At 68.2% G+C, this 15,142-nt stretch carries 11 protein-coding genes; 8 read left to right on the top strand and 3 right to left on the bottom strand.

Annotation, left to right across the window (positions count from 1 at the left end):
* Nucleotides 1-10: 10 nt before the first annotated feature.
* A complete protein-coding gene (gene hrpA / locus ACIPRI_RS15340; protein ID WP_446622457.1) occupies nt 11-3,853 on the bottom strand; it encodes an ATP-dependent RNA helicase HrpA in 3,843 nt (1,280 codons plus the stop codon).
* A 130-nt stretch (nt 3,854-3,983) separates the two neighbouring features.
* Here hrpA and argA point away from each other — a divergent pair, with 130 nt between their 5' ends.
* Complete coding sequence (gene argA / locus ACIPRI_RS15335) at nt 3,984-5,333, top strand: amino-acid N-acetyltransferase (protein WP_446622313.1); 1,350 nt, start codon at nt 3,984-3,986, stop codon at nt 5,331-5,333.
* A gap of 70 nt (nt 5,334-5,403) precedes the next feature.
* Here the strand turns inward: argA and ACIPRI_RS15330 are convergent, their stop codons facing one another.
* Nucleotides 5,404-6,252 (bottom strand): alpha/beta hydrolase, encoded by an 849-nt coding sequence (locus ACIPRI_RS15330; RefSeq protein WP_446622312.1) that lies wholly within the window; start codon nt 6,250-6,252, stop codon nt 5,404-5,406.
* A gap of 17 nt (nt 6,253-6,269) precedes the next feature.
* Entirely contained in the window at nt 6,270-6,977 is a 708-nt protein-coding gene (locus ACIPRI_RS15325) for a TetR/AcrR family transcriptional regulator (RefSeq protein ID WP_446622311.1), read from the bottom strand.
* Nucleotides 6,978-7,172: 195 nt separating this feature from the next.
* Between ACIPRI_RS15325 and ACIPRI_RS15320 the strand changes: the two genes are divergently transcribed.
* The 7 genes from ACIPRI_RS15320 to ACIPRI_RS15290 all read left to right on the top strand — a co-directional run bounded on the left by ACIPRI_RS15320 (nt 7,173) and on the right by ACIPRI_RS15290 (nt 15,140).
* Nucleotides 7,173-8,039, top strand: coding sequence for a fumarylacetoacetate hydrolase family protein (locus ACIPRI_RS15320; RefSeq protein ID WP_446622310.1), 867 nt, complete (start codon nt 7,173-7,175; stop codon nt 8,037-8,039).
* A 6-nt stretch (nt 8,040-8,045) separates the two neighbouring features.
* Entirely contained in the window at nt 8,046-8,843 is a 798-nt protein-coding gene (locus ACIPRI_RS15315) for an alpha/beta fold hydrolase (protein ID WP_446622309.1), read from the top strand.
* Between the two features lie 4 nt (nt 8,844-8,847).
* Nucleotides 8,848-10,140, top strand: coding sequence for an amidohydrolase family protein (locus ACIPRI_RS15310; RefSeq protein ID WP_446622308.1), 1,293 nt, complete (start codon nt 8,848-8,850; stop codon nt 10,138-10,140).
* Between the two features lie 357 nt (nt 10,141-10,497).
* Complete coding sequence (locus tag ACIPRI_RS15305) at nt 10,498-11,784, top strand: amidohydrolase family protein (RefSeq protein ID WP_446622307.1); 1,287 nt, start codon at nt 10,498-10,500, stop codon at nt 11,782-11,784.
* Nucleotides 11,781-12,737 carry a branched-chain amino acid ABC transporter permease gene (locus ACIPRI_RS15300; protein ID WP_446622306.1) on the top strand — a complete coding sequence of 319 codons (957 nt, stop codon included), beginning with the start codon at nt 11,781-11,783 and terminating at the stop codon, nt 12,735-12,737. The genes ACIPRI_RS15305 and ACIPRI_RS15300 overlap by 4 nt, the downstream gene beginning before the upstream one ends.
* A 4-nt stretch (nt 12,738-12,741) precedes the next feature.
* Entirely contained in the window at nt 12,742-13,878 is a 1,137-nt protein-coding gene (locus ACIPRI_RS15295) for a branched-chain amino acid ABC transporter permease (protein WP_446622305.1), read from the top strand.
* Entirely contained in the window at nt 13,875-15,140 is a 1,266-nt protein-coding gene (locus tag ACIPRI_RS15290; protein WP_446622304.1) for an ABC transporter substrate-binding protein, read from the top strand. The genes ACIPRI_RS15295 and ACIPRI_RS15290 overlap by 4 nt, the downstream gene beginning before the upstream one ends.
* The last annotated feature ends 2 nt before the right edge of the window (nt 15,141-15,142 follow it).

Raw genomic sequence — 15,142 nt, 5'->3', positions numbered from 1 at the left:
CGCGCGTCCCTCAGTGCCCCAGCTGTGCCCACGCCTTGTCCAGCCGCTTGATGCTGACGGGCTGGGGCGTGCGCAGTTCCTGCGCAAAGAAGCTCACGCGCAGCTCCTCGAGCAGCCAGCGGAATTCGCTCATGCGCTCGTCCACCACGCCCTTGCGCTCGGCCACCAGACGCCAGTAGCGCTGCTCCTGGGGCCGCAGCTCCGCCAGCTTGGCGGCATCGCGCGCCGGGTCGGCACGCAGCTTGTCCAGGCGCAGGGTGATGGCCTTCAGGTAGCGCGCGAAGTGCTGCAGCGCGCTCCAGGGCGTGTCGACCACGAAGCGCTTGCCCACCAGGCGCTGCAGTTGCTGCGCCGCGTCCTGCGTGGCTTCGGGCTGGATCTTGGTGTCCTTGATCTTGCGCGCGGCCGTGGCGTAGTCGGCCAGCACCACGCCGGCCAGGCGTGCCACCTCGTTGGCGATCAAGGTCAGCCGACCGCGCCCTTCGTCCAGGCGGCGCTTGAACTCGAACTCGTCGGTGGGCAGCGGCGACTGCAGAAAGGCCCGGTCCAGCGCCACGTCGATGATCTGGGCGCGCAGCTCTTCCAATGTGCCCAGCGGCATGAAGGCCACCGCCATCTTCTGCAGGTCCGGGATGTTCTTTTCCAGGTACTTGAGCGCGTCCTTCAACTGCAGCGCAAAGAGACGCCGCAGGCCGGCGCGATGCTTGGCCGCGGCCACGTCGGGCTCGTCGAAGACCTCGATGGTGACGGCGTCGCCCGCATCCACCAGTGCCGGGAAGCCGACCAGCGACTGCGCGCCGCGCCGCACTTCCATCAGTTCGGGCAGTTCGCCAAAGCGCCAGGCGGTGTAGCGCTGGCCGGCCGGCAGGCCCGGCGTTGATGACTCGGGCTTGACAGCCGTCTCGCCCACATCGCCGCGCGGCGCCGATGCCACCGCCGCAGGCGTCTGCGGCGACTTCTTCACCTGGATGCCGGCCAGCGCCTGGAAGGCGCCGCGCGCCTGCGCACCCAGTTCGGCCTTCAGCGCGCCGAGGTTGCGCCCGCTACCCAGCTGCCGGCCGTGCTCGTCCACCACTCGCAGGTTCATGAAAAGGTGCGGCGGCAGCATGTCGAGCTTGAAGTCGGTGCGCGGAACTTGAAGGCTGGTGGCATCGCGCACCAGCTTCAGCACGGCATCGGTGAGCGAGCCAAGTCCAAAGGCCTCGGGCGCCGACAGCTGCTCGGCGTAGCGCGCCGCGGTTTCCGGCAAGGGCACCAGGCGCGAGCGCGGGCGCTGCGGCAGGCTCTTGAGCAGGGCCTGGATCTTGTCCTTGAGCATGCCGGTCACCAGCCACTCGCAGCGCTCCTCGCTCACCTGGTTGAGAACGAACAGCGGAACGGTGACGGTGAGCCCGTCCTTCGGGTCGCCCGGCTCGTGCAGATAGGTGGCAGCGCAATCCACCCCGCCCAGGCGCAGCGTCGGCGGAAAGGCCTGGGTCGTGATGCCGGCCGCCTGATGCCGCATCAGTTCGTCGCGCGTCAGGAACAAGAGGCGTGGCTTCTCGTGCGAGGCTTCGCGCCACCAGCGCTCCATGCTCGCACCGTTGGCCACGTCGGCCGGAATCTGCGCATCGTAGAAGGCGTAGATCAGCTCGTCGTCCACCAGCACGTCCTGGCGGCGCGCCTTGTGTTCCAGCGCTTCCACCTCGTGCACGAGCTTGCGGTTGGCGGCCAGGAAAGGCAGCTTGCTCTCCCACTGGCCGGCCACCAGCCCTTCGCGGATGAAGATCTCGCGCGCCGCGACCGGATCGATCTTGCCGAAATCCACCCGGCGGCCGCTGTAGACCACCAGGCCGTAGAGCGTGGCGCGCTCCAGCGCCGTCACCTGGGCGCCCTTCTTCTCCCAGTGCGGGTCGAGCATCTGCTTCTTCAGCAGATGGCCGGCCACCTGTTCCAGCCACTGCGGCTCGATGTTGGCGATGCCGCGGCCGAACAGGCGCGTGGTTTCCACCAACTCCGCCACCACGATCCAGCGGCCCGGCTTCTTCTTCAGGTGCGCGCCCGGATGGCGGTAGAACTTGATGCCGCGCGCGCCCAGGTAAGCCTCGTCGTCCTCCAGCTTCCAGCCGATGTTGCCGAGCAGGCCCGACAGCATCGACAAGTGCAGCTGCTCGTAGCTCGCGGGCTGCGAGTTGAGGCGCCACTTGTGCTCGGTCACCACCGTCAGCAGCTGCGAATGGATGTCGCGCCATTCGCGCACCCGGCGCACGTTGATGAAGTTCTGGCGCAAGAGCTGCTCGTACTGGCGGTTGCTGAGCTTGTGTGTCTCTCCGTGGCCGCCGCGGGCTTCCGCGATCCACTTCCACAGGCGCAGGTAGCCGCTGAATTCGCTTTTCTCGTCGTCGAACTTGGCATGCTGCTGGTCGGCCTGGGTCTGCGCGTCCATGGGCCGGTCGCGCACGTCCTGCACCGACAGGGCCGAGGCGATCACCAGCACCTCTTCCAGCGCGCTGCGCGACCTGGCTTCCAGAATCATGCGGCCCACGCGCGGGTCCAGGGGCAGGCGCGCCAGCTCGGCGCCCATGGGCGTGAGCACATTGGCGTCGTCGACGGCGCCCAGTTCGTTGAGCAACTGGTAGCCGTCGGCAATGGCACGGCGCGAAGGCGCTTCCAGAAAGGGGAACTGCTCCACGTCACCCAGGTGCAGCGACTTCATGCGCAAGATGACGCCGGCCAGCGAGCTGCGCAGGATTTCGGGATCGGTGAAGCGCGGCCGGCCGTTGAAATCCTTCTCGTCGTACAGGCGAATGCAGATGCCGTTGGCCACCCGGCCGCAGCGGCCGGCGCGCTGGTTGGCCGCCGCCTGGCTGATCGGCTCCACCAGGAGCTGCTCCACCTTGCTGCGAAAGCTGTAGCGCTTGACGCGCGCCGTGCCGGCGTCGATCACGTAGCGGATGCCCGGCACGGTGAGCGAGGTTTCGGCCACGTTGGTGGCCAGCACAATGCGCCGGCCCGTGTGGCTGTCGAAGATGCGGTCTTGCTCGGCCTGCGAGAGGCGGGCAAAGAGCGGCAGCACCTCGGCGTTGCGCAGCACCGGCTGGTGCGACAGATGGCGCCGCAGGTGGTCGGCCGCCTCGCGGATCTCGCGCTCGCCGGGCAGGAAGACCAGGATGTCGCCCGCGTTGTGCGGGTCGCGCCACAGCTCGTCCACGCCGTCGGCGATGGCGTCGCTCAGGTCGTAGTCGCGCGACTCTTCAAAGGGTCGGTAGCGCTGCTCCACGGGGAAAGTGCGTCCCGACACCATCAAGACCGGCGCAGGACCCTTGCTCGAGGCGAAATGCTGGGCAAAGCGATCGGCGTCGATGGTGGCCGACGTCACGATCACCTTCAGGTCCGGCCGGCGCGGCAGGATCTCGCGCAGGTAGCCCAGCAGGAAGTCGATGTTGAGCGAGCGCTCGTGCGCCTCGTCGATGATCAGCGTGTCGTAGGCCTTGAGCAGCGGATCGGTCTGGGTCTCGGCCAGCAGGATGCCGTCGGTCATCAGCTTGACCGAGGCGTCGCGGCTCAAGCGGTCCTGGAAGCGCACCTTGAAGCCGACCACTTCGCCCAGCGGCGTCTTCAGCTCCTCGGCGATGCGCTTGGCCACCGAGCTGGCGGCAATGCGGCGCGGTTGCGTGTGGCCGATCAGCCGGCCCTTGCCGGGCGGGGCATGGAGCTTGCCGCGCCCCAGTGCCAGGGCGATCTTGGGCAGCTGCGTGGTCTTGCCCGAGCCGGTTTCGCCGCAGACGATCACCACCTGGTGCGCCTGGATCGCAGCGGCGATCTCCTCGCGCCGCGCGGATACCGGCAGCGATTCGGGAAATTCGATCTTCAGGGTGGGGGTGGGAGCGAGGTCAGACAAGGGAAAAGGTTGAGCGCGCAGCCCAGGGGAAAAGCTTCGGAGACAATCGCGGGATTATCCCCGTCCACGCGGCGGGCCCTGCGACTCCCCTTCTCCCCGGCGCATGTCCACTGTCTTCAATTTCACCTTCGTCCCGTGGTTCCGGTCGGTGGCGCCCTACATCCACATGCACCGGGGCAAGACCTTCGTGGTGGCCATGGCGGGCGAGGCCATCGCAGCCGGCAAGCTGCCGAACATCGCCCAGGACCTGGCACTGATCCAGAGCATGGGCGTCAAGGTGGTGCTGGTGCACGGCTTTCGCCCCCAGGTGAACGAGCAGCTGCGCGCCAAAGGCCATGAGGCCCGCTATTCGCACGGCATGCGCATCACCGACGCGGTGGCGCTGGACAGCGCCCAGGAAGCCGCCGGCCAGCTGCGCTACGAGATCGAGGCCGCCTTCAGCCAGGGCCTGCCGAACACGCCGATGGCCGGCTCCACCGTGCGGGTGATCTCCGGCAACTTCGTCACTGCCCGCCCGGTGGGCGTGGTGGACGGGGTGGACTTCATGCATTCGGGCCTGGTGCGCAAGGTCGACGTGGCCGGCATCCGCCGTGCGCTGGACTTCGGCGCCATGGTGCTCTTGTCGCCCTTCGGTTTCTCGCCCACCGGCGAGGCCTTCAACCTGACGATGGAAGAGGTGGCCACCAACGTCGCCATCTCGATCCAGGCCGACAAGCTGATCTTCTTGACCGAGATCCCCGGCATTGCGCTGGACGCCAGCCGCCCGGTGAGCGAAGACAACCCCATCGACACCGAGCTGCCCCTGGCGGCGGCCCAGAAGCTCCTGACCACCCTGGCAGCGCCGCAAAGCCCGAGCGACACCGCCTTCTATCTGCAGCATTGCGTGAAGGCCTGCGCGGGCGGCGTGGAGCGCAACCACATCCTGCCTTTCTCGGTGGACGGCTCGCTGCTCTTGGAGGTGTACGTGCACGACGGCATCGGCACCATGGTGGTGGACGAGAAGCTCGAGAGCCTGCGCGAAGCCACGGTGGACGACATCGGCGGCATCCTGCAGCTGATCGAGCCCTTCGAGCGCGACGGCACGCTGGTCAAGCGCGACCGCACCGAGATCGAGCGCGACGTCGACCACTACACCGTGATCGAGCACGATGGCGTGATCTTCGGCTGCGCGGCGCTCTACCCCTACCCCGAAGCGCGCACCGCCGAGATGGCGGCCCTGACCGTTTCGCCCAACGTGCAGTCGCAGGGCGACGGCGAGCGCATCCTGAAGCGCGTGGAGCAGCGCGCCAGGGCCATGGGCCTGGACAGCATCTTCGTGCTCACCACCCGCACCATGCACTGGTTCATCAAGCGCGGCTTCCAGCAGGTCGATCCCGACTGGCTGCCCGAAGCACGCAAGCGCAAGTACAACTGGGACCGCAAGAGCCAGGTGCTGGTCAAGAAGCTGGGCTGATCGAACGCCGCCGCCCCGAGGCCTACGACAGGCTGCTGGCGGCCGCGCCGCCCTCAGCGACGGCGCGCGCTCAACGGCGGATTTCCAGCAGGTCCAGCGCCAGCTGATGCGTGTTGCTGTCCGGGTGTGCCAGCTCGTGCAGCACGTCCATGTGGTTGCAGCCTGGCACGATCTCCGATGCCACCACCTTGCCGCCCCAGCGTTCGCGGATCAGGGCCGCCTGGCGCAGGAATTCCTCGCTCTCCTCGCCGCCCACCGCCACCGCCAGCCGGCCTGAAGGCGCCGGCATGAAGGCCGGGCTCAGGCGCAGCGCCGACGCCACCGTCAGGCCCAGGTCGGCCTCCAGGAAAGGCGCGTGCCGCAGCGGCTCAAGGTCGTAGATGCCGGAGATCGAGAGGGCCGCCTTCACCAGGTCGGGCGGCAGCGCCGGATGCACCTCGGGCCAGCGGCAGGCCAGCAGCATCGTCGCCAGGTGGCCGCCCGCCGAATGGCCGGCCACCACGATGCGCGCGGGGTCGCCGCCGTATTCCCTGGCATGGCGATGCACCCACACCAGCGCCCGCATCGCCTGCAGCACGATGTGCTCCACCGTGACCTCGGGGCACAGCGAATAGTCCGCCAGCGCCACCATGGCGCCTGCATCGACGAAGGGCGGCGCAATGAAGCTCTGGTCGCGCTTGCCGAGCGCGCGCCAGTAGCCGCCGTGCAGGTACACCAGCACCGGCGAGCTAGCCGCCGCCGCCGGAAAGATGTCCAGCTTTTCACGCGGCGCCGGGCCGTAGGACGCTTCCACCAGCGGATGCCGCGCCAGCGCCGCTGCCGAGGCATCGGCCCAGTGCTGGAGGATCGCCGGGTGATCCGGGATGCGCGCACGGTTGTTGTACTGCTCGTCGTACCAATTGGACGCGTGAATGGACATGGCGGATCCTCCTTGCTTCAGCGTTCGGCCAGGACGCCGGCACGGCCATTGCGGACCCGGGTCGCCGGCTTGGCCGCAACCGGCTGGCTCGCCCCTGCATCGCGTAGCGCCGCGTCGATCAGGGCATCGGCCATCCACAGGGCGATGCGTTCCACCTCCCGGTCCGGCAGACCCCAGATGTCCTTCAGGATCACGTAGGGCTCGATGCCGTAGACCACCGACAGGGCATGGTGCAGCCGGTCGCGCACCGCCGGCGTCAGGGCCGGCGCCAGCGGCGCGATGGCGTGCTGCAGGATGCGCACTCGATGGCCGCGGCGGTAGGGCTCCTCCTCCAGCAGGCCGGCACGCTCCAGCGCCCATTGCTCCAGCGACAGCTGCGCCGCCGCGCGCAGCTGCGCCTCGAATTCCTTGAAGCGCGGGAAGGTCTGGCGGAACAGTTCGTGCACCCGCTCGCGCCCGCTCGGGTTGTCCGAGGCCAGGGTGCGCACCGGCCCCAGCGAGCTGTCGATGACGGCCGTGACCAGCGCGCTGCGGCTGGCGAAATAGCGGTAGGCGGTGGCGCGCGACACGTTGGAGCGCACCGCCACCTCGGCGATCGAGGGGATGTGGCCGTCCTGGCGAATGATGTCCATCGCCGTGTCCAGCAACAGGCGGAAAGTCGCCGCCTTGACGCCGCGCTCCGGCGCAGCGGGCGGCTCCGAGAGCTTGTGTTTCAAGCGAGCCATGGGGTTTGTCCGTATTCGTTCGAGGCTTGGCCTTGCTTGTGGAGCTCGGGAGGCGAGCCGTATGATGCACGCATCCCAATTTGAGACGCAAGTCTCAAAAGTGCAACACGAGACGAAAAATCTCGCGTGTGTTCCCTGATCGCGCGGCGCGGGTACCAATCCCGACACGACCGCGCGGCATGACGGAGACAAGCGATGCGCATGGCCAGCTGGCAATGGGGCGGACGTGACCACGTGGGCACCATCTCGGCCGACGGGCGTGAAGCCACGCCCCTGGCCGTGGCAGATGCCTCGCGCGGCGTGCTGCCGCTGATCCAGGCCCTGGCGCAAGGCGAGCCCCTGCCGCCACCCTCCGGCGCCCGGCTGCCGGTTGGCGTCATCGAGTTGCGTGCGCCGCTGCCGCGACCGCTGCGCGGGCTGTTCTGCATCGGCCGCAACTACCACGCGCACGCCGCCGAGCTGGCCGGCACGGTGTTCGGCGGGACCATGCCCAAGGAAGACCCCTGGCCCATCGTCTTTTCCAAGCTGGCCGAATGCGTGGTGGGGCCGTACGAGCGGGTACGCCTGCCCTCGCCTTCGGTCTCGGTGCAGATCGACTACGAGTCCGAGCTGGCGGTGGTGATCGGCCGCGGCGGCATCGACATCCCGAAGAACCGCGCGATGGACCACGTGTTCGGCTACACCATCATCAACGACGTGACGGCGCGCGACGTGCAGATGCGCCACCAGCAGTGGGACCTGGGCAAGAGCTTCGACACCTTCTGCCCCATGGGCCCATGGATCGTCACCGGCGACGAACTGGACGGCAACGCGACGCGCGTGCGCGGCTGGGTCAATGGCGCGCTGCGGCAGGACGGCCTGACGCGCGACATGATCCACGACATCCCGACCTTGATCGAGACCTGCTCGCGTGGCATCACGCTGTATCCGGGCGACGTCATCGCCACCGGCACCCCGGCCGGCGTCGGCATGGGCCTGGATCCGCCGCAATGGCTGGGCGCGGGCGACCGGGTGCGCATCGAGATCGATGGCATCGGCGCCATCGAGAACAGCTTCGGCTGAAGCACCATGACATTCCATCTGATCGACCGCGTGGCGGTGGAAGAGGAAGGCGAAGGCCCGGCCGTCGTCTGCGTGCACGGACTGGGCGGCAGCGGGAACAGCTGGACGCCGCTGATGCCGGCGCTGGCGCGGCACCGCGTGATCCGCGTCGACCTGCCGGGCAGCGGGCGCTCGCAGGCGGCCGAGGGTGAGCTGTCCATCGGACGCTACGTGCAGGTCCTGCTGTCGGTCTGCACCCGGCTGGGGGTCGAGCGCGCGCACTGGCTGGGGCACTCGATGGGCACCATCGTCTGCCAGCACATCGCGGCCTCGCAGCCGAAGATGGTGGCCAGCGTGGCCCTGTTCGGCCCGCTGATCGCGCCGCCCGACGCCGCCAGAACGGCGATGCGGCAGCGCGCCGAGAAGGCCCGCTCCGGCGCCGCCGGCATGCAGGAGATCACCCAGGCGCTGATCGGCACCGCGATCTCGGCCGACACGCGCGAGCGCCTGCCGGTGGCCGTGGCCTTCGTGCGCGAAAGCCTCATGCGCCAGAACGGCGAGGCCTATGCCCGCAGTTGCGAGGCGCTGGCCGGTGCGCAGCCGGCTGCGGTCGAAAGCATCAAGGCGCCGGTGCTGCTGGTCACCGGCGACGAGGACGGCGTGGCGCCCCCGCAGTCGGTGCGCGCCATGGCCGACCGGCTGCACAACGCCCCAGCCAAGCGCGTGGTGGTGCTGCCGCGCTGCGGCCACTGGACCCCGGTGGAGCGACCGGAAGAATGCCGGCGCGAGCTGCGCGACTTCCTCGCACAAAACGCAAGGAGCTGAAGCCATGGCCGACGTGCTCTTCACCAACGTGCGCATCTTCGATGGCGGTGGTGACGCGCCTTTCAACGGCGACGTGCTGGTGCAGGGCAAGCGCATCTCGCGCGTCGTCAAGACCGGTTATGGCGCCCGCTCGCAGCCGGTGGCCGGCGCCCAGGTGATCGACGGCGCCGGCGCCTTCCTGATGCCGGGCATGGTGGAGGCCCACACCCATTTCTCCTGGAACGACCAGCCCAGCCTGGACGCGATCCAGCGCATGCCACCGGAGGAACACATCCTGTGGTGCGCGCAGATCGCCGAGCGCTACCTGGACATGGGCTGGACCAGCTGCGTCGGTGCCGCCTGCGCGAAGCCGCGGCTCGACGTCGTGATCCGCAACGCCATCAACGACGGCACCATCGTCGGCCCGCGCTACCTGGCCGCCAGCCAGGAGATCACGGTGCCCGGCGGCCTGGGCGACACCACGCAACCGCATCTGCCCCAGCCCGAGTTCGCCTTCGGCGCGGTGGTGAGCGGCGCCGAGGAGATGCGACGCTGCGTGCGCATGTTCGCCAAGTGGGGGGTCGACTCGCTCAAGATCAACCTCTCCGGTGAATCCATCACCGGCATGCCCAGCGAGATGAGCCAGTTCACCGAGGAAGAAGTCCGCGTCTGTGTGGAGGAAGCCAAGGCCTGGGGCAAGCGGGTGGCGGCGCACGCGCGATCCACCTGGTCGATCAAGCAATGCGTGAAGCAGGGCATCGAAGTGATCTACCACGCGAGCTTCACCGACAACGAGGCACTGGACATGCTGGAGGCGCACAAGACCGAGCACTTCATCGCGCCCGGCCTCGCCTGGCTCATCAACACCTGCCACCACGCCAGCCAATGGGGCCTGACGCCGGAGGTGACGCGCAAGATGGGCTACCACCGCGAGCTGGAAGCGGCGGTGGAGAGCATGCGCGCCATGCGCAAGCGCGGCATCCGCATCCTGCCCGGCGGCGACTACGGCTTTGCCTGGACGCCGCACGGCACCAACGCGAAGGATCTGGAGTACTTCGTCAAGCACGTGGGCATGAGCACCATGGAAGCCCTACTCTCGGCCACTGCCTGGGGCGGCCCGATGATGCGCATGGGCAAGGTGCTGGGCTACATCCGCGAGGGCTACCTGGCCGACATCCTGCTGGTGGACGGCGACCCGTTGGCCGACATCACGGTGCTGCAGGACAAGTCGCACATCCTGGCCGTCATGAAGGACGGCGCGTTTCATCGGGCGCCGCCGGTGCGTGCGGCGCATGGCATGACACGGTGGGCGGCATGAACTTGCCCACGCGTTGCAAAGCGTTTGAGGCCTGCGCGCCGACGCGCACCGAAACCGGCGCAACGTGTCCAGGCGAAGGCGCCCGCGGATGCGCTGCGGCGCGCCTGTGTGGCGCCGAGAAGCGCAGTGGACCCGGCCCGCACGCGTGCCGAAGGACACGCGTGCTTCAACATCTGACTTGCGGCGGCTGTCTGAACGGAGCGAGCAAAGCTCGCGCAGTGAGTTCTGCCGCAGGGCCGGGTTCGCGAGCATCGCAGGGAAGTCGGCGCGCAGCGCCGACCGCCACACCGAAGCGCCGCAGCGCATCCGCGGGCGCCTTTGCCCTGGCGCGACTCATCAAAACACCAGGAGAACACCATGCCTGACGTCGTGTTCACCAATGTCCGGATCCTCGACGGAACGGGGCAGAACAACCCCTACACAGGCAGCGTCCTGGTGCGCGACAACCGCATCCGCCAGGTCGGCCGCAGCACCGCGCCGATCGCGCCCGGCAACGCGACAGTGATCGACGGCGCCGGCGCCACCCTGATGCCGGGCATGTGCGAGGCGCACACCCATTTCTCCTGGAACGACGCTGCCACGCTATCGGCTATCCAGACCATGCCACTGGAAGAACACGTGCTGTGGTGCGCCAAGGTGGCCAAGCGCTACTTGCAGGCCGGCTTCACCTCCTGCGTCGGCGCGGCCTGTGCCAAGCCGCGGCTGGACGTGGTGATCCGCAACGCCATCAACGCCGGCCAGATCCCGGGCCCGCGCTACCTGGCGGCCAGCCAGGAGATCACCGTGCTCGGCGCGCTCGGCGACGAGACCCTGCCGCACCTGCCCTTCCCCGAGTTCAGCTTCGGCGTCAACATCTCGGGCGCCGATGAGATGCGCAAGGCGGTTCGCCTGTTCCTGAAATACGGCGTCGACTCGATCAAGCTCAACCTCTCGGGCGACAACTTCACGCCGCAGTCGCCGGCCGAGACCACCTGGATGCTCGAAGAAGAGGTCGCCGCCGCCATGCGCGAGGTCAAGATCCGCGGCAAGCGCGGCGTGGCCCATGCGCGCTCGTCCGAAAGCGTCAAGCAGGCGCTGCGCCATGGCATCGAGCTGATCTACCACGCCAGCTTCGTCGACGAAGAAGCGCTGGACATGCTGGAAGCGCAAAAAGACCGCATCTTCGTTGCCCCCGGCATCGCCATTCTCTACGCCATGCTGCACGAGGCCGAGCCCTGGGGCATCACCCACGCCATGGCCTGCGACATGGGCTACCAGATCGAGTGGGACGCGGCGCTCGTGTCCCTCTCCAAGATGCACAAGCGCGGCATCCGCGTGCTGCCCGGCGGCGACTACGGCTTTGCCTTCACGCCGCACACGCAGAACGCGCGCGACCTGGAGTTCTTCGTCAAGTACCTTGGCTTCACGCCGATGGAAGCCATCCGCTCCACCACGCTGTACGGCGGCCAGGTGATGATGCGGCCCGACGAGCTGGGCCTGGTCAAGGAAGGCTACCTGGCCGACCTGCTGCTGGTCGACGGCGACCCGCTGGCCAACCTCTCGATCCTGCGCGACCCCAAGCGCATCCTGGCCGTGATGAAAGACGGCGTGTTCGCCAAGCAGCCCGAGATCGCGACGCGGCGCCAATGGGAGCGTGCCGCGTGATCAGCCGGCGCGCCCGCAACACGCTCGCCTTGTGGCTGCTGGTCGGCGGCCCCCTTGCCGCGTTCTCGATCTGGGCGCTGGTGGACAACCCGCGCCTGTATGTCGTGACACTGCTCAACGGCCTGACACTGGCCTCCCTGTACTTCATCGTGGCCAGCGGCTTCACGCTGGTGTTCGGGCTGATGCGCAACGTGAATCTGGCGCACGGCTCGCTCTATCTGCTGGGCGGCTACATCGGCTATGAGGTGGCGGGGCGCACCGGCTGGTGGCCGCTGGCACTGGCAGCCGGATTCCTGGCTGCGGGCATCGCGGGGTTGGCGATCCAGTGGCTGATCCTGCGCCACATGCAGGGGCAGGAACTGCGCCAGACCATGGTGACCATCGGCCTGTCGATCGTCATCGCCGACATCCTCCTGTGGATCTTCACCGGCCAGGTGCACCAGATGGAGGCGCCGGCCTTCCTGCAGGGGCCGATCCGCGACATCCCGCTGATCCGCGCCTACTCGGCCTATCGCCTCAGCTTGCTGTTCATGGGCATCGTGATCGGCGTGCTCTTGTGGCTGCTGCTCAATCGCACCCGCATCGGCATGATGATCCGCGCGGGGGTGGACGACCGCGGCATGCTGGGTGCCGCCGGCGTCAACGTGAACCTGCTCTTTGCCTTCACCTTCGCGCTGGGTGCGGGCCTGGCGGGCCTGGGCGGCGTGATCGGCGCGGTGGAGCTGTCGATGGTGCCGGGCGAAGACACGCGATTGCTGCTCGCGTCGCTGATCGTGGTCATCGTCGGCGGCATGGGCAGCGTGGTGGGGGCCGCCTTGGGCGCAGCCATCCTGGGCCTGGCCGAAACCTTCGGCCTGGCCTACGCGCCCACCTACAGCGTGGTGCTGACTTTCCTCATCCTGGTGGGCGTTCTGGCCTTCAGGCCGCGGGGCATTCTCGGAAAGGCGGCCTAGGAAGATGGCAGCTGCACAGTGGCGCAAGGCCATGAACTCCGCAGCGGCTGCCAGCGCGGCACGCGGGCGCCCCGTGCTTGCGCCGGCGCCTGCAAGCTTGCCAATGCCGGAAGCGCCGACAGCCGACGCATGGAAAACAGCCTGGCGCCGCCTGGACCCGGGCCAGTTGCTGGTGCTGGTGGCGCTGCTCGTCTTTCCCTTCGTGGCCTCGCCCTTCGTCACCTTCCAGGTCGGCGCGCAGTCGCTGGTGCTGGGCATGATCGCGCTGTCGCTGAGCTTCCTGGCGGGCTACGGCGGCATGATCTCGCTGGCGCAGATGACGGTGGCCGGCGTGGCCGGCTACTCGCTGGCGGTGCTCGGAAACAGCAGCAGCGCCGAGATCAGCCTGGGCTGGCCCTGGTGGCTGGCTGTGCCGGTCGCCATCTTCATCGCGGTGCTGGCCTCCACCCTGATCGGCTGGCTCTCGGTGCGCACCGAGGGCATCTACACCATCATGATCACACTGGCGATCGGCGTCGCCTTTTACTACCTGGTGCTGCAGAACTACAGCGTATTCAACGGCTTCCAGGGCCTGCGCGAGCTGCACCCGCCCAAGCTGCTGGGCCTCGACTGGCGCTCGTCGATTCCTTTCTACGGCCTGTCGCTGGCGTGTGCGCTGGCGGCCTACGGGCTGGTCTGCCACGTGGTGCGCACGCCCTTCGGAATCGCGCTGCAGGGCATTCGCGACAACCCGCGGCGCATGAGTGCGCTGGGCTACTCGGTGGTGTCGCACCGGGTCGCGGCCTATGCGCTGTCCGGCCTGATCGCGGCGGTCGGCGGCGTGCTGCTGGCCTGGTACAACGCCCTGATATCGCCGGGCTCGGTGGGCACCAGCTGGCTCATCAACATCCTGGTCATCGCCGTGCTCGGCGGCGTCAGGCACCCGGTCGGCGCCTTCTTGGGCGCCCTGGTCTTCGTCCTGCTGCAGACCTTCGCGATCGACCTGATCGACCGCGAACGCTTCAACCTCGTCATCGGCGGGGTGTTCCTCGCCATCGTCCTGTTTTCCCCCGACGGCCTGCTCGGGCTGTGGGCGCGCCTTGCGGCGCGCCTGCGTCCCGCGCGGGCCATGCGTACTTCCAACCAAAGGAGACAACCGTGAAAGTGACGACGACGAAGCGAATCTGGGTTCGATCCATCGTGGGCGCAGCGGCGGCCACGGCACTCCTGGGCACAAGCGCCTTTGCGCAGCAGGGACAGCCAGTGAAGATCGGCCTGCTGGCCACGCTCGAAGGGCCGTTCGCGGCCGGCGGGGCCGACGGCATGCGCGGCGCGGAGCTTGCGGTGAAGCAGCGCGGCGGCGTGGTGGCGGGGCGCAAGATCGAGGTCATCAAGGCCTCCTCGGACGCCAAGCCCGATGTGGCGGTGAATGCCACCCGCAAGCTGGTGGAGCAGGACAAGGTCGACATCATGGTGGGCCCCTTGTCCGGCGGCGAGGGCATCGCGGTGAAGGACTATTCGAAGACGCAGCCGCAGGTCACCTTCATCAACGGCGCCTCCGGCGCACAGGCCACCACGCTGACCAATCCCAGCCCCAACTTCTTCCGCTTCAACACCGACGGCGGCCAGTGGATGACGGGCCTGGGCAAGGCGGCGCTGGCCAAGGGCTACAAGCGGGTGATGGTGATTGCCGAGGACTACGCCTTTCCCTATTCGCAGGTGCAGGGCTTCATGGCCGAGTACTGCAAGCTGGGCGGCAAGGTGCCGGTGAAGGCCTGGGTGCCGCTGGGCGGCAAGGACTACTCCTCCGTCATCGCCACCATCCCGAAGGACGTGGACGCGCTGCTGGTGGTGCTGGGCGGCGCCGACGCGGTGAACTTCCTCACGCAGTACGAGAACGCCGCGGGCGACAAGCCGATCCTGGGCGGCTCCATCACCGTGAGCCAGGACATCCTCAACTACAAGGGCAAGCGGCGCGACTCGCTGGTGGGCACCCTGTCGGCGGGCCCGCTGGCCGACGCCTACGACGGCGCCGACTGGAAGGCCTTCGTTGCCGACTACCAGAAGACCTATCCGGTGTCGTCCGGCGGCTATCCCAGCCCGAGCCTCTTCGCCTTCGTCTACTACGTGAACATGAAGGCGGCACTGGACGGCCTGGCTACGGTCAGCGGCGACCTGTCGGGCAACCAGGCCAAGTACCGCGAGGCACTCGCGAAGATGACGCTCAAGACCCCCAATGGCGACGTCAAGCTCGACGCCAACCGCCAGGCCATTGGCACCACCTTCGTCACCGAGGTGGTGAAGGACTCCAAGGGCAATCTCTTCAACAAGGTGCACAGCAAGGTGGACAACGTGGACCAGTTGCTGGGGATGAAGGCCGACGAGTTCAAGATCGGCTCACGCGACGTGCCTGCCTGCCCTTGATG

The sequence above is a fragment of the Variovorax sp. LARHSF232 genome (assembly GCF_052871435.1).
This window is presented reverse-complemented; position numbering and strand designations above follow the sequence as displayed.

What these genes read in the sequence shown, in the direction of transcription:
- argA (WP_446622313.1), top strand. Translation starts at nt 3,984, where the DNA reads ATGTCCACTGTCTTCAATTTCACCTTCGTCCCGTGGTTCCGGTCGGTG.
- ACIPRI_RS15330 (WP_446622312.1), bottom strand. Translation starts at nt 6,252, where the DNA reads ATGTCCATTCACGCGTCCAATTGGTACGACGAGCAGTACAACAACCGT.
- ACIPRI_RS15325 (WP_446622311.1), bottom strand. Translation starts at nt 6,977, where the DNA reads ATGGCTCGCTTGAAACACAAGCTCTCGGAGCCGCCCGCTGCGCCGGAG.
- ACIPRI_RS15320 (WP_446622310.1), top strand. Translation starts at nt 7,173, where the DNA reads ATGCGCATGGCCAGCTGGCAATGGGGCGGACGTGACCACGTGGGCACC.
- ACIPRI_RS15315 (WP_446622309.1), top strand. Translation starts at nt 8,046, where the DNA reads ATGACATTCCATCTGATCGACCGCGTGGCGGTGGAAGAGGAAGGCGAA.
- ACIPRI_RS15310 (WP_446622308.1), top strand. Translation starts at nt 8,848, where the DNA reads ATGGCCGACGTGCTCTTCACCAACGTGCGCATCTTCGATGGCGGTGGT.
- ACIPRI_RS15305 (WP_446622307.1), top strand. Translation starts at nt 10,498, where the DNA reads ATGCCTGACGTCGTGTTCACCAATGTCCGGATCCTCGACGGAACGGGG.
- ACIPRI_RS15295 (WP_446622305.1), top strand. Translation starts at nt 12,742, where the DNA reads ATGGCAGCTGCACAGTGGCGCAAGGCCATGAACTCCGCAGCGGCTGCC.